Consider the following 21,577-nt stretch of genomic DNA (forward strand, 5'->3'; position numbering starts at 1 on the left):
ACCCATCCCGGTACGCCGCAAACCCGACCCATCCCGGTACGCCGCAAACCCGACCCATCCCGGTACGCCGCAAACCCGACCCATCCCGGTACGCCGCAAACCCGACCCATCCCGGTACGCCATACGCCCGGCCCGCGATCTCAGCCCGGCGGGCGCGGCACCGGCCGTGGAGCAGGCGGGACGGTCATAGGCGGTCGGGGGCGGTTCCCGCCCGTACCGGAAAGAAGGTGAGGCCGGGAAGGGACGGCCCGGAGCAGAAAGAAGGGAAGGACGGCCCGGAGCTGACAGACGGCAAGGCCGGGAGGGGCGCGGACGCTGGTTCGGGCGGCCTGCTTCGCTCAACCCCGGCGGCGTGCGGCCGATAACCCCTGAGTGACCGGGAACGGACAGATAAGACAGGACCCGGTGCTTGCCGTGGCCGCGGCCTGGACCGTGCTCGGTGTGGCCCTGTTCTTCATGCTCGACGGCAGCCCGGACACCCAGGTGAACGTGTACTGGGTGTTCCAGCCGCCGCTCGACGCGCTGCTCGCCTACTCCGCCTGGCGGGTGTGGCGGGTCGCGGCCCGCCCGCTGCGCCGGTTCTGGCTGCTGTTGAGCATCGCCGGCGGTGTGCTCACCGTCGGCGACGTGATCCAGGTGGTCGTCTCGTTCTGGCAGCCGGGCGAGTGGACCACCGCGGGCGGGCCGGTCCAGTCGATCTGCTTCGCCATCGGGCTCGGGCTGATCATCGTCGGGATGCTGCTGCATCCGCACGCCGGCCGCAGCCGCCGGGATCGCCTGGCGTTCTGGATCGACTCCGGCACGGTGCTCGTCGGCGGTGCCGTGGTGGCGTGGTGTTTCGCCATCGACCCGGACGACAAGGGCGGCAACCTGGTCGCCGCGCTGGCCGGGGCCGCGGTGGTGCTCACCTCGGCGTTCGCCGCGGTGAAGATGATCCTCAGCGGGAACGCCCCGATGCATCGCGGCGCGGCCGTCCCGATGATCGCTTCGGCCGCGGTGAACGCCGTCGGGTTGTTCGCGGCTCCCCCGGACGCGAACGGCTCGCTGCCGGCTTTCGTCTACGCCATCCGTTTCGTGCCGTCGATGCTCATCGCCATGGGTCCGCGGATCCAGGAGCTCATCGCCCGGTTCGACGAGCAGGCTGCCTTCGGGACACGGCGGCGCAAACCGTACAGCCTGCTGCCGTACGGGTCGATCGTGGTCGTGTTCAGCACGCTGGTCGTGGTGCTGACCGATCACGAGGTGAAGGACGACATCCGGCTGTGGGGCACCGTCTGCGGGCTCGGCGTGATCGTCGCCCTGGTGGTGGCCCGGCAGTTGCTCGCCTTCCACGACAACAAGCGCCTGATCGCCGAACTGCAGGAGCACGAGGTCCGGCTGCGCCATCAGGCGATGTTCGACGACCTGACCGGGCTGGCCAACCGCAGCCACTTCCGCGAGGAGGTGATGGACGCCCTCCTCACGGCCGCCCCGGGAACGGTGTCGGTGCTGCTCATCGACCTGGACGGGTTCAAGGCGGTGAACGACACCCTGGGCCACGCGGCCGGGGACACGCTGCTCGCCGGGGTCGCCGACAAGCTGCGCACCTCGGTGCGCTCCGGGGATCTGCCGGCCCGCCTCGGCGGCGACGAGTTCGCGGTGCTGCTGCGCGACTGTGACGCCGGCGACGCCGAACGCACCGCGCAGCGGATCCTGCACGCCATGACGGTGCCGATCCCGATCGACGGTGAGCCGATCCGGGCCAACGCCAGCATCGGGGTGGCCTGCTCACAGCCGGGCGACGACATCCGCACGCTCCTGCACGCCGCCGACACCGCCATGTACTCGGCCAAGAACGACGGCAAGGGCACCTGGGCCTGGGCGGCCTGACACGCCGAAAACCATTTTCCGGGGGTACGGGCAATCCCCGCCCCCGCCGAATCATGGCCGTCCCGCCTGCTCCCCGCGACCTCCCGCCCGCGCACGCCTCTGCCGCGCCCGCCGGGCTGAGCTGCCCACTCACCCGGGATTCAGGAACGCAACCAGGTACGGACGGCGAGGGTGGCCCGGACGTCGTCCTCGTTGTAGGCCAGCAGACGGGCGGCGGCGGAGGCGTCGCCGTGACGGGCCGCGGCGTGCCAGGACTGGGACTGCAGGCCGCCGGGGTCGGGGTCGCGCCACGTGTGGCCGGGGCCGTGGGTGGCGACCGTCTTGAGACCGTGCCCGGCCCGGGAGTCGACGGTGGCGCGAACCACCGGGAGCAGGTCGATCCACCGGTCCGGGCCGGCGGTGCCGGACGGCAGCGGCGGAAACCGGCGGGCCTGACGGGGTTCGGGGGTGCCGTAGTGGAAGACCAGCAGATCGGGGTTCTCGGTGGCCAGGGCGGTGAGGCGGTCGAGGCAGCGGCGGGCGAGGAGTTCCTCGTCGCGGTCGGTGCTCACCCGGGGGTCGAAGAAGGACTCGTAGCGGGCCGCGCCGTTCGACGTGATCAGCAGACCCCACAGGTAGACGCGGTCGTCGACGCCCCATTCGATGTCGATGTCCACTTCGACGGCGGCGCGCGGGATGTCGGCCCGTTCACGGCGGCGCACGACCAGGCCGTCGGCGGCCAGGCGGGCGGCGGTCACCGCTTTGCGGAGACGAAACGACCGGGTACGCAGGTGCGGGACCTCCGCGCCGTACCCACCGGCGAGCAGGGCGTCCGGGTCGCCGGCGGCCAGGTCGGCGACCGTGTGGACACCGGCCGCGCGCAACGCCAGGTACTCGCGCACGCCCAGGATGCCGCGCAGGACGCCGCTCAGGTCCGTACCGGGGAGGGTGTCGGCACAGACCGGCGACCAGCGGCAGGTGGCGCACTCGGCCTGGCCGATCGGCTCGACGAGCGGGAGCGGGTCCCCGGCGGCGCCGGTGCGGCGACGCGCGACGTCGGCGACCCGGCGGCGGAAGCCGTGCTCGTGGTCGTAGCGTTCCAGGGCGCTGCGGGTGGCGACGCCGGAGGTCCGGGAGAAGGTGCGGAAGGCGGGGGCGGCCAGGTCGTACCAGACGAGCACCGGGTCGCCGGGCCGGTCGTCGCCGCAGATCGCGCCGCGCGGATGGGCCGCCTGGTGGCCGCACGCCTCCAGCATCCGCCAGTAGTGGGCGAGCTGGAGCAGGTCCTCCTCGCGCCGCCGGGCGCCGCCGTCCGGCAGCGCGACGGCGTCCCGGAACGACGGGGTCTTGAGCGTGCTGGCCAGGGCGTTGTCGTACTTGCGGTCGAGGACGTGGTGGGCCTTGATGTCGGCCGGGTGGTAGCCGCTGCCGTCGTGGAGCAGGATGTCGGGCTTTCCGGTACGGGCGCCGTCCGGGTCGTCGGGCAGCCGGCCGCCGACGATCACGGAAGCGCCGGCCCGCATCGCGCCGATCGTGGCGCCGATGTGGACGCGTTTGTCGCCGTCCAGATCACGCAGGTCGACGTAGCCGGGCAGGCTCAGCGCCGACCAGGCGGCGAGCACCTCCGCCTCGAAGGTGACGCCGCTGTCGTACAGGGCCTGGAGTTCCGGCGCGACCGGCAGGACGGGGCGCGGCACGGTCGGGTCGTAGTCGTTGTGGACGGCACGGGGGCAGGACTTGGCCGCGTAACCGCCGAGGAGGACCGGCCGCAAGTCAGCGCTGCTCGCCGGGGCGCAGCGTGCCGTTGGTGAGCCCGTCGCGGGCGCGGGCGATGGCGTCGAGACCCAGCTTGTTCAGTTGGCGCAGGGTCTCCTCCGCCTCGTCGAGCGCCCGGAAGGCGGCGCCGTAACGGCGTTGTTCCTCGATGTCCATCTGTGGAATGCGGGAACCGCGGATGTCCACCCGGAACGTTCCGCTGCTGCTCGTGTTTCTCGCCGAATTGGCGGAACCGTGCAGGAATCCGCGCAGATAATCGGTGTCCAATTGATCACTCGCGGAGGTGACGGTCTTCTCCTCGATGTCGACTATTCCGGCGCGGGCCAGATCGGCTATGCGTAATGTGCCACCCTCGATCGATCCGGTTCCGGCGGTGAGTTCCGGAAGTGATCCGGCGATCCGCTCCAGCACCTGGAGGATCTGCCGGCGGTCGGCGGCGTACTCGCCGGCGTGGTCGATCTGGGCGACCGGGAGGTGCGCGGCCGGGGTGAGGTCGACGGTCTCGTCCAGCAGGTCGATCACCGGCACGTGCACGACCGGCTGCGGTTCGGCGGCGAACGGATTGCCGGGGGCGGCGTGGGTGAGGTCGGTCATGCGGACCTCGGAGACCGGGCGTTCGCCGTCGACGGGCCGGCGCAGCACCCACAGGTGGACCGGCTGAGCGTGTGACGCCACCATTCCCGAGGGCAGCGCGACGACCTGTTCCAGAACCCCGCCGCGCAGCAATTCCGATCGAATGCGTTTACCGGCACGGCGATAGGCGACCGACGGCGGCATCACGAATATCACCCGGCCGCCGGGCGCGGTGTGCGCATAACAATGTTGCAGCCACGCCAGTTCGCTCTCCGCTTTCGTGGGAACGCCGAATTCCCATCTGCGGTCGACCATCAGGACGTCCCGGCCCCAGTCGGTGAGGCCCGCCGGCGGATCACAGACGACCAGGTCGGCGCGCAGGTCGGGCCAGGCGTCACCCTGGAACGAGTCACCGACCCGGAACTCCAGGTCGGCCCCGGCCAGGGCGGCCCGGGCCCGGGCCAGCCGGGCCGTCGCCGGGTTGCCGTCCTGGCCGGTCAGCCGGACGCCGGGGTGTTCCGCGCAGGCCAGCAGCAGGGAGCCGGCGCCGGCGGCCGGGTCGAACACGGTGCCGGTGACGTCACCGGCCACGTGGGCGACCGCCTTCGCCAGGTGTTTCGTGGTCAGCGCGGCGCCGGAGGCGATCAGTCGCTCGATGAAGCCGGAGACCACCTCGGCCGGCGAGGTGTTGGCGGCCTTCCCCCGCAGCCGCAGGCGGGACGCCTCGTCCAGCCGGCCCGGCGGGCCGTCGGCGGTCAGCAGCTCGGCGATCTCGGCGACCCCGCCGATCATGTCCTCGCCGTAGAGGGCGCGCAGCTCCTGCCAGACCAGCACCTCGTCGGAGACGTCGGTGCTCTTGCGCTGGCGGTCGAGCCAGTCGGTGATCTCGGAGAGGGCGAACAGCGCGTTACGGCCGCCGCCGACCGCCTCGGGGAAGTCGGGATGGCGCCGTCGCCAGTTGGACACCGCGGCGCGGGTCACGCCGGCCAGGCGTGCCACCTCCGCTGCGGAAATGAGCCTGCCGTCGGCGCCTGGCGTTGGACCCGTCACAGGCACGACCCTACACGTTGACCTGCGTTCTTACACCTGCGACCCATAACAGTGTCAACACATCAGCTCGTTCCGGCCGGACGGCCGGCCCGGGTCCGCTGGGTGAGCACCACGCACGCGAGCACGGCCAGCGCGGCGACGACAGCCGGCGCCGCCAGCCGCTCCCCCAGCAGCAGCGCGGACCAGAGCAGCGTCAGAATCGGCTGGGCCAGCTGGAGCTGGCCGACCCGGGCGATCCCCCCGCGCGCCAGTCCCGCATACCAGGCGAAGAACGCCAAGAACATCGAGACCACCGAGAGGTACGCGAAAGCCAGCCAGATCGTGACACCGGCCTGCGGTGGACGGGTCACGGCGGCGAACCCGGTCAGCGGCGCCGTCACCGGCAGCGCGACCAGCAGAGCCCAGCAGATGGTGCGGGCGCCGCCCAGCTCACGGGCGAGCGCGCCGCCCTCGGCGTACCCGAGACCGCACAGGGCGACGGCGGCCAGCAGGTGGAGGTCGGGGACGGACAGCGCGCCGTGCACGGTTCCGCTCGCCACCAGGAACGTCAGGACGGCCAGCAGCCCGGCACCACCGGCCAGCCAGAACGCGGGCGGTGGGCGCTCGCCGGCGCGGAGCACCGCGAGGACGGCGGTGGTCGCCGGCAGCAGCGTGACGACCACCGCGCCGTGCGAGGCCGTCTCGCTGGTCAGCGCCAGCGACGTGAACAGCGGGAACCCGGCGACCACGCCGAGCGCCACGATCGTGAGGCGGCGCCACTGGTCGCGGGTGGGCCGAGGCGCCCGGGTGAACCACAGGTAGCCGGCGGCGAGCACAGCCGCCACCATCGCCCGGCCGAACGCCACGAACCACGGGTCCAGCCCTTGCACCGCCACCCGGGTGGCCGGCAGGGACAGGCTGAAACCGAGCACTCCCAGCGCCCCGGCCGTTATCGCCCCCACGGCAGTAGCGCTACTCTTGTCTCTCATGGGTAACGGTAACGCAGCCGATCGGGTCATCCAAGATCTGCGGACCGCGGCGGGCGCCTCACCCGCCGGGACGCGACTGCCGTCGGTGCGCGAGCTGACCGTTCGCCACCAGGCCTCGCCGGTCACCGTGGCCGAGGCGATCCGGCAGCTCGTGGCAGAGGGCGTGGTCGAGACCCGGTCCGGGCGGGGCACCTTCGTGGCGGTGCGCCCCGGCCCGGCCGCACCGCCCGACCTGTCCTGGCAGACGGTGGCGCTCGGCCCCCGGCGGCCCGGCGAGGAGGAGATGCAGGCGTTACTGTCGTTACCGCCCGCAGGTGCCATTCCACTGTCCGGCGGTTATCTGGACGCCGACCTGCAACCGGCCGCCGCGCTCGGGGCGGCGCTGGCCCGGGCCGCCCGGCAGCCGGCCGCCTGGCAGCGCGGGCCGGCCGAAGGACGTGAGGATCTGCGCGCCTGGTTCGCCCGGGAGGCCGGCGGTGGGCTGCGGGCCGCCGACATGGTGATCTGCCCCGGCGGGCAGGCCGCGCTGTCGTCGACGTTGCGGGCGCTCTCCGGCCCCGGCGACACCCTGCTCGTCGAATCACCCACCTACCTCGGAGCGCTCGCCACCGCCCACGCCGCCGGGCTGCGCGTGGTGCCGGTGCCGGCCGACCACGACGGGGTGCGGCCGGATCACCTGGCGGCGGCGTTCACACGCACCGGGGCGCGGCTGTTCTACTGCCAGCCGCTGTATGCCAATCCGACCGGAGCGACCCTCTCCCCCGGCCGCCGGCCCGAGGTGCTCGCCGCCGTCCGGGCCGCCGGAGCGTTCCTGATCGAGGACGACTACGCCCGCGATCTGACCGTCGACGGGAAACCGCCTCCCCCACTGGCGTCCGGCGACCCGCACGGTCACGTCGTCTACCTGCGGTCGCTGACCAAGTCGGCGGCGCCCGGCCTGCGGGTCGCCGGGCTCGGGGCGCGCGGCCCGGCCGGGGCACGGCTGCGCGCCGCCCGGCTGCTCGACGACTTCTTCGTGGCCGGGCCGATGCAGCAGGCCACTCTGGAGTTCGTGACCAGCCCCGCGTGGGGGCGGCATCGCCGTAGCCTGCGGGCCGAGCTGGGAAACCGGCGGGCGGCCCTGCTCGCCGCGCTGCGGCGCCATCTGCCCGATCTGGCCCCCACCGTGATCCCCCGCGGTGGCCTGCATCTGTGGGCGCGGCTGCCGGACGGCTTCGACGACGTGGCGGTGGCGTCCGCGGCCGCTGCCGCCGGGGTGATCGTCTTCCCCGGGCGCGCGTGGCACGCGGCCGAGCCACCCGGGCCGTTCCTGCGGCTGACCTATGCGGCCACTCCGGCGGACACGATGGAGGAGGCCGTCCAGCGCCTCCGCCGGGCGATACTCGGCCCATAGAGCACAACCCCGGCTCTCCCTCCGCGCCCGCGTTCCACCGACCGTCAGAGCAGCCGCGGTGTGGTCAAGCCGACCCGGCAGGTCAGCCCGGGACGGCCCACCCAGGCTGGGACGGCCCACGCAGGCTGGGACGGCGCACCCAGGCTGGGACGGCCCACGCAGGCTGGGACGGCTGACGCACGCTGGAACGGCCGACGCACGCTGGGACGGCCCACGCACGCTGGAACGGCGCACCCAGGCTGGAACGGCCCACGCACGCTGGAACGGCCCACGCACGCTGGGGAAACGCAGAAGCCAGGCCGCAGGTTGCGGTCTCGCTGATCTGTCAGGGCGGTCACGGATGAGGCTGCGACTCGACATCCCAAACAAGAGATGTACACCCGCTGCGGGTGTGGGCACACCCGCAGCGGGTGTCGAACGCGGAAAGGTGGTGTCCCGGCGATGCCTACGTGCAAGCCCTTGGCGAACGGTCGCCGGGCCGGTGAGGCCACGCCGACCCTGACGAGGCGACCCTGAGGGCAGCCCGGCAGGTCAACCCGCCGCGGACGGCAGACAAGTCAGGCCGCGCCGGCGCGGACGCGGCGGCGGTGAGGGTTACCCGGCAGGTCAACCCGCCCCGGGCGGCAGACGGTCGCCAGGCGGTGAGGGTTGCCCGGCAGGTCAGCCCGGTGCGGGCGGCAGAGGCTTGCGTGGCAGGTGGTCGCCGGGTCGGGCGGTACTGTGTCCAACGCGTACGATAAAGGGGTTTTTGTCAGGTTCCGCAGAAGGTGCGGTAGGTGCCGAAGTCCGGTGGGGCCGGCTCGGCGTAGCGGGCCAGTTCGGGGCGCTCGTCGAAGGGTGACGTGATCGCTTCGAGGAGTTCGTGGATCTCGCCGTCCGCCAGTGCTTCCTCGACCAGGTGGTTGCGGGGGATGTAGACGGGATTGACCCGGTTCATCGCCTCGGTGTCGGGGGTCTCGGCACGCCAGCGGTCGACCCATTCGCCGGTTTCCTCCCCGGCGGCCAGTCTGCGGAAGAACGACGTGAAGTCGGCCTTCTCGGCGGCCAGGTGGGCTAGGAGATCCTCGGCCAAGGGAGCGTTGTCGGCCTTGAGGCCCAGCTTGGCGCTCATGCCCGTGATGGTGGCCCGCGCGTAGCGGGCACGGAACCCGCCCAGCGCCTCGGTGGCCAGGGCGATCGCCTTCTCCTGGTCGTCGTCGAAGAGCGGCAGCAGCGACTCGGCGAGGCGGGCAAGGTTCCACTGGGCGATCGTGGGCTGGTTGCCGTAGGCGTAACGGCCCGTCTCGTCGATCGAACTGAACACCGTCGCCGGGTCGAAGGCGTCCATGAAAGCGCACGGACCGTAGTCGATGGTCTCGCCCGAGATGGTCATGTTGTCGGTGTTCATCACACCGTGGACGAAGCCGGTGAGCATCCACTTGGCGATCAGCTCGGCCTGGGCGGTCACCACGGCCTCGAACAGCTCCAGAGCGTTACCGGCGCCCGGGTGGTGCCGGCTGATCGCGTGGTCGGCGAGGCGGCGCAGCAGGTCGGCGTCACCGGTCGCGCGGGCGTACTGAAAACTGCCGACGCGCAGGTGGCCGGCCGCGACCCGGGTCAGGACGGCGCCCGGGGCCAGATTGTCCCGGACGATGCTCCGGCCGGTCGCCACCACCGCCAGGGAGCGGGTCGTCGGGATGCCGAGGGCGTGCATGGCTTCGCTGATCACATACTCGCGCAGCATCGGGCCGACCGCGGCCAGGCCGTCGCCGCCGCGGGCGAACGGGGTGCGGCCGGAGCCCTTCAGGTGGATGTCGCGGCCGTTCAGCTCGCCGAGCAGCAGGGCGCGGCCGTCACCGAGACGTGGGGAGTAGCCGCCGAACTGGTGGCCGGCGTAGGCCTGGGCGACCGGTTTCGCCTGCTCGGGGAGGTTGGTGCCGGTGAGGAAGCCGAGGCCGTCGGGGGTCTCCAGCCAGTCGGGGTCGAGGCCGAGGTCGTCGGCGAGGGGCCGGTTGAGGGCCAGGAGGCGGGGCTTGGGTGTTTCGGCGGCCTGCCAGGGGATCGCCATCTCCGGGAACGTGTCGGCGAAGACGGACGTCAGTGGGATGGCGGGTGCGGCACTCACCTCACCGAGGTTACGTCGGAGGCCGCGGATCAGCGCCCCGGGAGAAGGCTCGGCTCTGCGCCACTTTACAGACCGAGCCGGGGCCAGGCTCATTCCGTTTGCCCGGTAGATCAGCCTCTGAGGCCGTTTCGAACTTCCAGGAGCCACTACGACGGGCGGCGTCCTGCGTTACGCGGACGCCGTTCGTCGTGAGTCCCGGCGGACGGCATACGCTCGGGAAGATCCACACGCTCACCTGGAGTGAAGCGGAGCCGCTCGCCGTCCAGGGACCAAAGGGTGAGATCTTCGCTTTCGGTAGCCCACGATGTGGCCGTTCAGGCGGCGAGGCGGCGGAGGTGCTCGCGGAGGGACGCCACCTCCCGGACCGTGGAACCACCCGGGCCGTAGACGTCATGCAGGTCGGCGAGAAGCGAGTCGAGCTGCTCGATCGCCTCGCCGACCTGGCCGATCCCCGCGGTGATCACGGCGATCTGGTGGCGCAGCTGGAACCGCTCCGGCCCGGTCGCCTCCCGCAGCAGCTCGTTGAGGGTGAGCAGGGCCTCGGCCGTCTGACCGGTCTCCGCCTGGCAGGTGGCGATGTGCCCCCGGCACTCGCGGACCAGCTCGTGACCGGGCCCGTAGCGGGCCGCCAGGTCGACGACGAGTTGTTCGAGGACCGGCAGGGCGGCCCGGTAGTCGCCGGCCAGCTCCAGCATGCCGGCGTAGCCGAGCTGAACCTCGAGGATCTCGGGCGTACGGGCGCCGTAGACCGGGACGGCCCGCCGCAGCACGGTGCCGAGCAGGTCGGCGGCCTGACCGAAACGTTCCTCGTCGACGAGGGCGTGCGCCTGTTCGAGCGCGTCCTGCACTTCGTCGAGGCTCGGGACGCTGCCCGGCGTGGACGGCGCCACGATCAGCCGGGAGCCGGCCGAACTCTCCCGGGGCAGCGGCCCGAACGGGAAACGGTACGGCGAGGTCGGGTCGGCGGTGCTGCGGTCCTCCGGGGCGCGATTGAGCGGGGGCAGCTCGGAGGTGACCCACCGCATCAGGCCACCGTAGACCTCGGCCGCCGACCCGGGCCGGTCCTGCGGGTCCTTCGCCAGCAGGGTGACGATCAGATCGTCGAGGGCGGCGGGCACGTCGTCGCGGGTGTCCCGGGCTCGCGGAACCGGCGACTCCAGGTGCAGGTGCAGCATGCCGAGCGGGGTCTCCGACCGGTACGGCGGCCGGCCGGTCAACAGTTCGAACAGGACGCAGCCCAGCGCGTACAGGTCGGCGGCGGGGCCGACCGTGGTCACGCCGAGCGCCTGCTCCGGGGCCACATAGGTGGGGGTGCCGACGAACTCGCCGGTGTTCGTGAGCTTCGGCAGCCTCGAGTCGAGGACCGCGGCGACCCCGAAGTCCAGCACCTTCACCGTGCCGGTGGGCGTCAGCACCAGGTTGCTGGGCTTGATGTCCCGGTGCACCAGCGACGCGCCGTGTGCGGCGGCGAGCACCGAGCAGACCTGCGCGCCGATCGCGGCCACCCACGGCACCGGCATCGGCCCCTGCTCCGTCAGCGTCGCGAGCGTGCTGCCGGGCACCAACTGCATGACGATGTACAGGTCCTCACCCAGGATCCCGGCGTCGTGGACGGCCGGCACGCCGGGATGGTCCAGGCGGGCGGTGACCCGGGCCTCGCGTTTGAACCGCTCGGCCACGGCCTGGCGATCGTCGGCGCTCGCCAGGCCGGGTTTGAGGAACTTGACGGCGACGGGCCGGTCCAGGCGCTCGTCGTAACCGGCCCAGACCAGGCCCATGCCGCCGTCACCGATCTTCTCGGTCAGCTGATAGCGGTCGGCGACGCGGTCTCCCGCCTCCACCTGTCCCCCCGTGGTGTCGGCCCGTTCACGTGAGGCCGTGCTTCCGGCGGATCAGCCGGTAGGCCTGGCTACGCGCGAACTGGTTGAGTTGACTGCGCAGCGTGTCGTCGTCGAGATAGCGCTGCATCAGTTTGCCGTTGTCGTCGTGCCGAGACAGGATCACATCCTCGATGCGCTTGTCACAGACCACGCCGAAGTTACTTTCGTCATTGACGAGCGCGGCGGCCTCGACCACCCCGTCCTCGGACAGCGCCTGGATCTGCTGCTCCACCCAGATCTTGTCGCCCTCGCCGAGCCCGATGCCGAAACGGTCGTTGAACACCTCGATCAACTCGGACAGGGCGACCTTGTCCGGGTCGTTCTGCGGGCCCGCGCCGCCGCCGAGGAAGCCGGGCAGCATCTGCTCGCCCTCCGGTGACAGGGAGGCGTCGTGCCGGCCGGTCTCGCTGATCCGCAGGTGGGTGAGCTGCACCTCGCCGATGTCGACGGAGGCGTCCTCGGTGCGGGGCAGCCGGTTCAGCAGGGCCCGGCCGTAGAGGTAGAGCCGTTCCAGGCCCGCGTCCTGGTAGGGCACGACCTGGCTGAGGAACGCGTACATCCGGGTGAAGTCGCGCAGCGCGGCCCGGAAACCCTCGGCGGCGTCCGGGTCGTCCGCGGCGAGCGCGACGTAGCGGTCCCGGGCCGGTTCGGTGAAACGGTAGAGGGCGGCGTGTGCTTTCTGCAGCGCGGCGTCCGTCTTCGCCTTGCCCTCCGCTTCGAGGAGCGCGTCGGCGTACGCCTGCATCTCCGAATCGACGAGCAGGGCGTACGAGGTGACCGCGTTCTCCGCCGTGTAGAGCAGATTCGGGTCGGTCGGCATGGTGGCCGCCGTCTCGAAGAACGGTTTGAACTGCTCGGTGATGTCGCCGGCCTCGTTGACGAAGTCCAGCACGAACACGTCGCCCTGCCCCTTGAGCGGGTGGGTGCGGTTGAGCCGGGACAGGGTCTGCACCGCGGCGACACCCTTGAGCGGCTTGTCCACGTACATCGTGGTGAGCAGCGGCTGATCGAAACCGGTCTGGTACTTCTCCGCCACCACCAGAATCTTGTACTCGACCGGCTGTTTCGCCCTCGGACCGCCGGCGAACTTGTCGTCGGCGGCCGTGTAGGCGAACCGCTCCGGCAGCTCACCCTCGGCGAAACCGTTCAGCTTCGCCTCGCTGACCTCGACACCGTCGAGTTCCAGGTCGCCGGAGAACGCGACGAGCGGCGCGCAGCCGGTGTAGCCGTGCAGCTCGATGTACTTCTTCAAGGCCGTGTACAGCCGAGCCGCCGCCTCGCGGGAACCGGTCACCACCATGGCTTTCGCCCGGCCGCCGAGCCGCTGAGCCGTGTGTTTCAGGAAGTGCTCGACGATCACTTCGGCCTTCTGCGCCATCATCGTCGGGTGCAGCACCGCGAACCGGGCCAGCTGTGAACCGGCCTTCTTCGGGTCCACCTCCGGGTCGTCGACGTTGGCGTTCGCCAGCTTCCAGTACGACTTGTAGGTCACGTAGTTCTTCAGCGTGTCGAGGATGAAACTCTCCTCGATCGCCTGCCGCATCGAGTAGGTGTGGAACGGGTACAGGTTCCCGGTCACCGGGTGCGGCGTACCGAAAAGCTCCAGGGTCTTCGGTTTCGGCGTCGCGGTGAACGCGAAGTAGGACAGCGTCTCGTGCCGCCCGCGCGCCAGCGCCGACGCGGTGAGCAGGTCGCCGCTCTCGTCGACGTCGTCGCTGCCCATCTTGAGCAGCACCTTCTTCAAAGCGGCCGCCGAATCACCGGACTGCGACGAGTGCGCCTCGTCGACGACCACCGCGAACTTCTTGCCTTTCAGCCCGGACACCTTGTCCAGGACGAACGGGAACTTCTGCATCGTCGTGATGATGATCTTCGCGGTCTCGCCCTGGAGCGCGGTCGCGAGCTGCGCCGAGTCCTTGTCGATCCGCTGCACCACACCCGGCACGTGCTCGAACTGGAACACCGTGTCCTGCAACTGCCGGTCCAGCACCACCCGGTCGGTGATGATGATGACCTTGTCGAAGACCGGCTCGTTGGCGGCGCTGTGCAGACTCGACAGGCGGTGCGCCAGCCATGCGATCGTGTTCGACTTGCCCGAGCCCGCCGAGTGCATCACCAGGTAGTTGTGGCCCGCCCCGTGCGCGGCGGCATGCTCGGTCAACTGCGTCACCGCGTGCCACTGGTGGTAGCGCGGGAAGATCAGCGCCCGCGACTCCTTCTCCGTGTGCAGGAAACGCCGGACCAGGTCCATCCAGGTGTCCGGGTGCCAGATCTGCTCCCAGAGGTACGCGGTCCGGTAACCCTGCGCGGTCGGGTTACCGGCCCCACCCGACACCCCCGGCCCCTCGGAACCGGTGTTGAACGGCAGGAACCGGGTCTTCTCCCCCGCCAGCCGGGTGGTCACGAAAACCAGATTCTGATCAACGGCAAAATGCGCGAGGGTACGCCGGGCGAAGAGCAATTCCCTCGGATCCCGGTCGGTGCGGTACTGCGCCTTGGCGTCCTCGACGGTCTGCTTGGTGAGTTCGTTCTTCAGCTCGGCCGTCGCCAGGGGGATGCCGTTCACGAAGAGGGCGAGGTCGACGCTGTTCTGGTTGCTCTCGGAGTAGCGGAGCTGGCGGGTCACGCTCAGCCGGTTCGCCCGGTAGAGGTTGAGCGCGTCGTCGGTGATCGAGTGCGCCGGCTTGAAGAACGCCAGCCGGAACAGGATTCCCCGGTCCTTGACACCGCGCCGCAGCACATCCAGCGGGCCGCGTTCGTCGATCTGCTTGGCCAGGTACTGCTTGAAGCGCTTCTGCGCCTCGTCCTGGCTGTTCCCGTGATAGGCCACGAGCCTCAGCCAGGCCTCGTTCTGGGTAGCCCCGATGAACGCGAACAGCTCCGACGTGTCCAGCCCGAGCTGCCGGTCATAGTTTCCCGGCAGTCCGCGCGTCCAGCCGCTGTCGAGCAGCGACTGCTCGATGACAGCCTCGAACGTGCTCTCCCCGTGAACACTCATCTCAGACCACTCCCCCAGCCGTAGTCACATCAATCTGTCCGGTAACCGCCGCCGTAATCAACGCCTGCCGCCGCTCCTCTGCGAGAGCATTGGAGCGCTCGGTCAATATTCGAAGAGGCCGAACAAATCTGATCCATTCGCCGATCTCCTCCTGCAATAAAAGTGGCACATCAGGAACTGGAATACGCCCAAAGAGGTCCCAGTTACGAAAGTCGACCGCGCGTTCCCGAGTGCTAAACGCAAACAACCCAAGATAGCCCGAAACTGCAAGAACTCGCAGCAGCCGTCCCAAGAAGAGCGAATTCCCGCCTTTGCGAGGAACGCAGACATGATAGACCGGACTGCAATTCCCGGCCGCCTCAGACATGCCGATGGCACCGGCAAAGCCATCCAGACCATGAACCACAACGTCACCAGCCTCAACATATTGGCCTTGCACTTCGGCACTGGACGGCAGAGTATATCCATCCACACGGCGACTCGATCGGGTTGCCACCTGCCCATCCCGAAAGGCAGTAATAACCTCACTCCCAGGCACCGCAGGACGAACCACCTTGGACAGCAATCGCCGGATAGGCAGGACGGGGTTGGCTGAATCCGAGTAATCGACGATCCGACTGGCACCTATGTACTCGAGAATTCGTCCGTCGATCCTCTCATCCAGCAAGGAAAGCAGCTCGATCTTCTTTAAAAGAATGGCATCGATCTTCCGCGTTTCACCGTCCAAGAAATTGGCGATGCGCCGTTGTTCTTCTAGCGGAGGCAGGCGAATCGAGATAGAGCGGAGTTCGTCATTGTCGACCTCCATTTGATTGGGCCTTACACCTCGCGATATCCGCTGATATTCAAGGACGTAAGGCTGCGACCGGAGCAGATAGTTCAAAAAACGAGGATGCTCTTTGTGGCGCGGACGGAAGCAAATATAGTGCCCAGATACGATTCCTCGATACTCCGATACGCCAACCGACCCCTGCCAAGCCTTCATCCGATTGACCACCAACCATCTATCATCAACCAATTGATAGATGTTCCGATTTTCGGCGGTCTTGTTCATGTTGTCGTCGCGACTAGCCTTTTTCACTACACCATAATCACGATATACGCTCAACATCTCTTCGCCGGGATGTCCGACATCCTTAACGCGCTCGAAGAGAGCCCAAAGCGGAACCCTACGCCAGCCCTCCGGCCACGCAACACCAGAGTTTTCAATGGTCGGCACATCCAGGGTCATTTGGTCACCTCACCGAGCAGGCTCTGGATCTGAGACTCAAGAGCTTTAAGTTCGGCATCGATTTCGGCCAGAGGACGCGGCGGCTGGTAGACGTAGAAGTGGCGGGTGAGGGGAATCTCGTAGCCGATCTTTGTCTTGGGCTCGTCGATCCAGGCGTCAGGGATGTGGGGGTGCACCTCGCGCTTGAGGTAGTCGTTGACGTCCTCCATCAGGGGGACGTTCTCGTTGTCTCGGAGGTCGGCGTCCGGGAGGGGGTTGCCCTTGCGGTCGGTCTGGATCTCGCCGGACGGGTCGCTGATCGAGAAGGCGTCCCACACCGCCTTGTCCACGGCGGCCGGCAGCTTGCCGAGCGGGGCCAGCGCCATCGCGAATTCGGCACGGCTCGTCGCTGTGGTGCCGAGCAGGGACTTCGCGGTGGCCAGCAACGGTTCGCGTTCGGCGTACCGGAGAAGGGGTTTTGAATCGGCGAGCAGCGCGAGCGTCTCCTCGGAGATCTCGAAACGCAGGCGCAGCGGACGTTCGACGGTGATGCGCTGGTAGCCGAAGTCGGTGGTCTGGAAGACCTTGACCTTGCTGTGCAGCGGGTGTGAGGCGTCGTCGGCGATCGTCAGCGCTTCGACGTAGGCCTTCGTGAGGTCGGTGATGTGGTCGTCGTTGAGCATTTTGCGCTTGTCGCCGAGGCTCTTGCGCATCTTGACCCAGTAGTCGCGGCCGTCGAGCAGGACGACCTTCTTGCGGCGCGACGGGACCTTCCGGTTGGTGAGGATCCAGAAATACGTGGAGATGCCGGTGTTGTAGAAGAGCTGGTCCGGGAGGGCGACGATGCCTTCGAGCAGGTCGTTCTCCAGGATCCAGCGGCGGATCTCGGACTCTCCGGAGCCGGCCGCGCCGGTGAACAGTGGCGAGCCGTTGAAGACGATCGCGAGGCGGCTACCACCGTCCTCCGGCCGTTTCATTTTTGAAATCATGTGCTGGAGGAAGAGCAGCGACCCGTCGTTGATGCGGGGCAGGCCGGCGCCGAAACGGCCGGCGTGACCACGGGACGCCTCGTCCTTGACGAATTTCTCGACCTTCTTCCATTCGACACCGAACGGCGGGTTGGCGAGCATGTAGTCGAACTTCTCGTCCTCGTGGCCGTCCTGGCTGAACGAGTTCCCGAAGGCGATCTTGTTGGGGTCGCCGCCCTTCATCATCATGTCGGAGCGGCAGATCGCGTACGTCTCGCCGTTGAGCTCCTGCCCGTAGACCTCGACCGTGGCGTGCGCGTTGTGCGCCTCGATGTGGTCCTGGGCCTCGCTGAGCATGCCGCCCGTACCGCAAGCGGGGTCGTAGATCTTCCGGACGATGCCGGGGGTGATCAGCTCGTCCTCGTCGGGGGCGAGGAGCAGGTTGACCATCAGCTTGATGACCTCGCGCGGGGTGAAGTGCTCACCGGCGGTCTCGTTGCTGATCTCGGAGAACTTCCGGACGAGTTCCTCGAAGAGGTAACCCATCTGGTGGTTGCTGACCACGTCGGGCCGCAGGTCGATCTCGACGAACTTACTGACAACCTGATAGAGCAGCCCGGACTCATCCAGTCGGGTGATCTGGGCGTCGAAGCCATACTTGTCGAGCACGTCGACCGCGCCGGGGGAGAACCCGCCGATGTAGGAACGCAGGTTGATCGCCACGTTGTACTCGTCGCCCGTGAGGGTGCGGAAGTTCAGCTTGCTGGTGTTGTAGAAGTTCAGCTTGGCGGTCTTGCGCAGCACCGGGTCCATGTTCTTGACGCCGGCGTCGGACAGCTGGGCGTGCCGGGCCAGGACGGCGTCCTTGGTCGGTTCGAGGACCCAGTCGAGTCGGCGGAGCACGGTGAGCGGCAGGATCACCCGCCCGTACTCGGACCGCCTGTAGTCGCCGCGCAGCAGGTCGGCGACCGACCAGATGAAGTTCGCCAGCTTCTGATGATCAGTGCTCACCAGGGTCCTTCCTCGCTTCTCGCACTAGGTCCGTGCAGCTTGCCGTAACCAGGCCGTTCGCTGCCGACCGGGTCCAGATCGGCAGCACCGCCCGCCACACAAGCCGTTACAGTACACGATCGCGCAACCCAACTTCGCGTTGACAATCTCGACCGAATGTCTGTAGCTTCACTGCATCGGCCGAACGGTTGCCGAGTTAACGACCTCAATCGGAGTGATGTCATGAAGAACCCGTCCCGGGCCTGGTACTGGATCGCCGGCGCCGTTGTCGGTCTCACGCTGCTGGGATGCTCCGGCGCCGGTGACACGGAGACCGCCGCCGCCGACGAGCCGGCCGGTGTCGAGGCCACCGCCGCCAAGCAGGAGAAGAAGGCCGACAAGCCGGAGAAGAAGACGCCCGGCCTGAACGACGCGGTGCGGGACGGCAAGTTCGAGTTCACCGTCACCAAGGTCAAGTGCGGTGTGAACAAGGTCGGCTCGGACCTGATCGGTGAGAAGGCGCAGGGCCAGTTCTGCCTCATCGACGTGCAGGTGAAGAACATCGGCAAGGAGGCGCAGGCCTTCGCCGACTCGGCGCAGAAGGCGTTCGACGCCAAGAAGGTGGAGTACTCGGTCGACTCGGCGGCGGCGCTCTACGCCAACGAGGACCAGCAGGTGCTCTTCGAGGAGATCAACCCGGGCAACACGGTGAAGGGCAAGCTGGTCTTCGACATCCCGGACGGCACGAAGCTGACCTCGCTGGAGCTGCACGACTCGGTGTTCTCCGGCGGTGTGACGGTGTCGCTGCGATGACCTCCCACGAAGTCCACCCCGGCCGTCGGCACATCGAACTGATCGGTTGAGCGCATGTCTGAGAACATCCGCCTGGAGCGGCGGGACACGGAACTGACGGTGATCGCCGAGTGGGGCGACGCGGCGGCGGAGTGGCCGCGGCGGTTGGTGATCGAGGCGCCGGCGATCAGCGGGAAGACGCTGCGGGAGGTGGAGCGGCGGCTGTTCGCGATGTCCGCCGAGCTGCACGAGATGCCCTCGGTCGGCGGGTTCGCGGTGATGGTCCGTCAGTTCGCGGAGAACCGGCTGGCGGAGCTGCCCGAGGACGGCCCCGCGTTCCACCGGGGTCTGCTGGAGATTTACGAAAAGATCGACACGGACGGGCACGTCGACGCTGTTCGCACCTTGGCGGCGGCGATGCGCCTGCCGGAGGAGACCATGCGCGCCTGCCTGCGGGTGGCGCGGCAGCGGCTCAGCGACTGACCGGAGGGGTGCGGTGAACGACGAGACCGAGCCGGCCGAAAAGCCGGGCACGCCGGCGGATGCGGCGGACAGCGACACCGGGCCTGCCGAAACGCCGGCGGACAGCGAGACCGGGCTGGCTGAGCGGCTGCGTGCGGCGGGCACGCCGGAGGCGGTGACCGCGCTGATCCTCGAAATGCTGCCGGACGGGCCGGACGACGCCGTCGAGGCGCCGGAGGTGTTCCTGGAGTCGATCCGGGTGGCCGGTTTCCGCGGGATCGGGCCGGAGGCCACGCTGAGCCTGCGACCGCGGCCCGGCCTCACCCTCGTCATCGGCCGTAACGGGTCGGGAAAGTCGAGTTTCGCGGAGGCGGCCGAGCTGACGCTGACCGCCGACTCGATGCGGTGGGCGCAGCGGCCGGTCGTCTTCCGGGAGGGCTGGCGCAACCTGCATCACGACGGCGACACCGAGATCAGCGTACGGATGCGGCTCGGCGACGACAGCCCGCCCGTCACGATCCGGCGATCCTGGGAGCGGACCGCCACCGATCCGGCGGACGCCCTGGTCACCACCACGGTCGGGACGGCCCGGCGGCCGGCCGGGGAGGTTCCGGCGTGGTTGGGCCGGATGTCGCTGTACCGGCCGTTCCTGTCGGCCCGCGACCTGGAGCGGGTGATCACCGCGAAGCCGTCTGAACTCTACGACGCGCTCGCCCCGATTCTCGGCCTGGCCCCGCTGGCCGCCGCCGACGCCGCGTTGCAGGCCCGCCGGAGGGAACGTGAGGAACGGGTGCGGGCGGTCCGTGCCGGGTTCGCCGAGCTGCGCGAACTGCTCGCCGGTGTGGACGACGACCGGGCCCGGCAGGCGCTGAAAGCGCTCGGCGGCCGGTTCGCGAGCGCCGACCTGGACCTGCTGGAGACGCTGGCCGGTGGGGACGGGCCGGACGCGGAAGCGCCCGCCGCGGCCGCCGCCCACCGCCTGATCGAGAACGAGCTGCCGGACGTGGAGTCGTCGCTGCGGGAGCTGGTGGCCGCCTCCGACGCCGTCGAACGGTTGTCCGGCAGCGCGTCGGCGGCCGCGGAACGCACCGCCGACCTGCTGCGGCGTGCTCTCGACCTGCACACCGCCGAAGGCGACCGGTCGTGCCCGGTCTGCCGGTGCGGGCACCTGGACGAGCAGTGGCGGGTGGCCGCCGAGACCGAGACGGCGCGTCTCGAGGCGTCGGCCGCGGAGGCCCGGGCGGCACGTGCGGCCCTCGCGACAGCCCAGAAGAACACCGACCAAACCCTCGATTTCGTACGCCGTGAGCTGCGCGCTGTCGCCTCAGCTCTGGAGGTGGTGCTGCCCGAACCGGCCGGGCGGCTGCGTGACGTGCTCGCCGTCCCGGCCGCGGGGGTCGCGGCCGGGACCGGCGACACTGCCGCCGTCGCGGGCGGGGCCGGGGACATGACCGCCGTTGTGGGGGCGTGGCGGGACATCGCTTCGGCGTACATCGAAATGGTTGAGGCTGCCACCCGCTGGCTGGTGCGGCGGCGCGACGTCTGGCGCGAACCCGGCGCGGCCGTGCGCCGCTGGCGGGACGCCGCCCTGGTGGTCCGCGCCGAGGCGGCCGAGCTGAGCCTGCTGGTGGCGGCGCGGGCGGCGCTCGGCCGGGCGATCGACGAGATCCGGGCGGAGCGGCTGGCCGCGTTCGTGGGACGGTCCGAGTCGATCTGGCGGCGGCTGCGGCAGGAGAGCAACGTCGAGCTGCACCGGATGCGGATGGAGGGCACGGCGACGCAGCGCAAGGTGCGGTTCCCGGTGGCGGTGGACGGGGCGGAGGCGAACGCGCTGGCCGTGATGAGCCAGGGTGAGCTGCACGCGCTGGGGCTGTCGGTGTTCCTGCCGCGAGCGACCGCGGAGGCGAGCCCGTACCGGTTCGTGATCGTCGACGATCCGGTGCAGAGCATGGATCCGGCGAAGGTCGACGGGCTGGCCGAAGTGCTCGGCGAGATCGCGGCGACCCGGCAGGTGGTGGTGTTCACCCACGACGACCGGCTGCCGGAGGCGGTGCGGCGGCTGGGGCTGGAGGCGACCGTGTGGGAGGCCGGGCGGCGCGAACGGTCCGTGGTCGAGCTGCGGAAAGCGGCCGATCCGGCGTCGCGGTACCTCGCGGACGCGTATGCTCTCGCGGCGGCGCAGACACTGCCGGAGGACGCGCGTTTCCCGGTGGTCGCCGGGTTCTGCCGGTCGGCGCTGGAAGCGGCCGGAATGGATCATTACCGGGCGCGCCGTTACCGGGACGGGGCGACCCACCGTGAGGTGGAGTCGCGGCTGGCGGAGGCGGACACCGTGAAGCAGCGGCTCACCCTGGCCTTCCTGGGCGATCTCGGCCGGGGCGGGGAGTTGTACACGTACCTGAACCGGACATACGGCGGCTGGGCAGCCGACACGGTCCGCGCGGTGGCCGAGGGCGCGCACGGCGCCCGCCGGATGCCGATGAGGTCCCTGGTGGCGAACACGTCCGACCTGGTGGAGAAACTGCAGTGAGCTCACGGTGGCTCCGTGGCGCATCGGAGGCGACG

General features: G+C 69.6%; 13 protein-coding genes. 5 read left to right on the plus strand and 8 right to left on the minus strand.

Features of this window, described 5'->3' with window-relative positions:
• The first annotated feature begins 372 nt into the window (after positions 1-372).
• The gene (locus AB0I88_RS02220; protein WP_361017363.1) at positions 373-1,869 is read left to right on the plus strand and encodes a GGDEF domain-containing protein; all 1,497 of its coding nucleotides are present in this window, start codon (positions 373-375) and stop codon (positions 1,867-1,869) included.
• A 140-nt stretch (positions 1,870-2,009) separates the two neighbouring features.
• Here AB0I88_RS02220 and AB0I88_RS02225 read toward each other — a convergent pair whose 3' ends face one another.
• From AB0I88_RS02225 to AB0I88_RS02235, 3 genes are all read right to left on the minus strand, one after another.
• Positions 2,010-3,620, minus strand: coding sequence for a TM0106 family RecB-like putative nuclease (locus AB0I88_RS02225; RefSeq protein ID WP_361017365.1), 1,611 nt, complete (start codon positions 3,618-3,620; stop codon positions 2,010-2,012).
• Between the two features lies 1 nt (position 3,621).
• Positions 3,622-5,247 (minus strand): N-6 DNA methylase, encoded by a 1,626-nt coding sequence (locus AB0I88_RS02230; protein ID WP_361017367.1) that lies wholly within the window; start codon positions 5,245-5,247, stop codon positions 3,622-3,624.
• 62 nt (positions 5,248-5,309) lie between these two features.
• A complete protein-coding gene (locus AB0I88_RS02235) occupies positions 5,310-6,215 on the minus strand; it encodes a DMT family transporter (protein WP_361017369.1) in 906 nt (301 codons plus the stop codon).
• Here AB0I88_RS02235 and AB0I88_RS02240 point away from each other — a divergent pair.
• Positions 6,214-7,608, plus strand: coding sequence for a PLP-dependent aminotransferase family protein (locus tag AB0I88_RS02240; protein WP_361017371.1), 1,395 nt, complete (start codon positions 6,214-6,216; stop codon positions 7,606-7,608). The genes AB0I88_RS02235 and AB0I88_RS02240 overlap by 2 nt on opposite strands.
• 751 nt (positions 7,609-8,359) lie before the next feature.
• On the opposite strand, the gene AB0I88_RS02245 is transcribed toward AB0I88_RS02240, so the two are convergent.
• From AB0I88_RS02245 to AB0I88_RS02265, 5 genes are all read right to left on the minus strand, one after another.
• Positions 8,360-9,712, minus strand: coding sequence for a protein adenylyltransferase SelO (locus AB0I88_RS02245; RefSeq protein WP_361017372.1), 1,353 nt, complete (start codon positions 9,710-9,712; stop codon positions 8,360-8,362).
• Between the two features lie 314 nt (positions 9,713-10,026).
• Positions 10,027-11,553: a protein kinase gene (locus tag AB0I88_RS02250; RefSeq protein WP_361017374.1), complete on the minus strand. Its 1,527-nt coding sequence runs from the start codon at positions 11,551-11,553 to the stop codon at positions 10,027-10,029.
• A gap of 25 nt (positions 11,554-11,578) precedes the next feature.
• Positions 11,579-14,590, minus strand: a complete 3,012-nt coding sequence (locus AB0I88_RS02255) for a type I restriction endonuclease (protein ID WP_361017376.1) — start codon at positions 14,588-14,590, stop codon at positions 11,579-11,581.
• Between the two features lies 1 nt (position 14,591).
• Positions 14,592-15,821, minus strand: a complete 1,230-nt coding sequence (locus AB0I88_RS02260) for a restriction endonuclease subunit S (RefSeq protein ID WP_361017378.1) — start codon at positions 15,819-15,821, stop codon at positions 14,592-14,594.
• The gene (locus tag AB0I88_RS02265; RefSeq protein ID WP_361017380.1) at positions 15,818-17,779 is read right to left on the minus strand and encodes a class I SAM-dependent DNA methyltransferase; all 1,962 of its coding nucleotides are present in this window, start codon (positions 17,777-17,779) and stop codon (positions 15,818-15,820) included. Before AB0I88_RS02265 ends, AB0I88_RS02260 begins: the two co-directional genes overlap by 4 nt.
• Positions 17,780-18,001: 222 nt before the next feature.
• Here AB0I88_RS02265 and AB0I88_RS02270 point away from each other — a divergent pair, with 222 nt between their 5' ends.
• Genes AB0I88_RS02270 through AB0I88_RS02280 form a run of 3 tightly spaced genes read left to right on the plus strand, consistent with a single transcriptional unit; the run spans position 18,002 to position 21,542 of the window.
• On the plus strand, positions 18,002-18,571 hold the full coding sequence (locus AB0I88_RS02270) for a DUF4352 domain-containing protein (protein ID WP_361017382.1): 570 nt from the start codon (positions 18,002-18,004) through the stop codon (positions 18,569-18,571).
• 54 nt (positions 18,572-18,625) lie between these two features.
• Positions 18,626-19,033: a hypothetical protein gene (locus tag AB0I88_RS02275; protein ID WP_361017384.1), complete on the plus strand. Its 408-nt coding sequence runs from the start codon at positions 18,626-18,628 to the stop codon at positions 19,031-19,033.
• Positions 19,034-19,046: 13 nt separating this feature from the next.
• A complete protein-coding gene (locus AB0I88_RS02280; RefSeq protein WP_361017386.1) occupies positions 19,047-21,542 on the plus strand; it encodes an AAA family ATPase in 2,496 nt (831 codons plus the stop codon).
• Positions 21,543-21,577: the final 35 nt, after the last annotated feature.

This window comes from Actinoplanes sp. NPDC049802 (assembly GCF_040656595.1).
GTDB lineage: Bacteria > Actinomycetota > Actinomycetes > Mycobacteriales > Micromonosporaceae > Actinoplanes.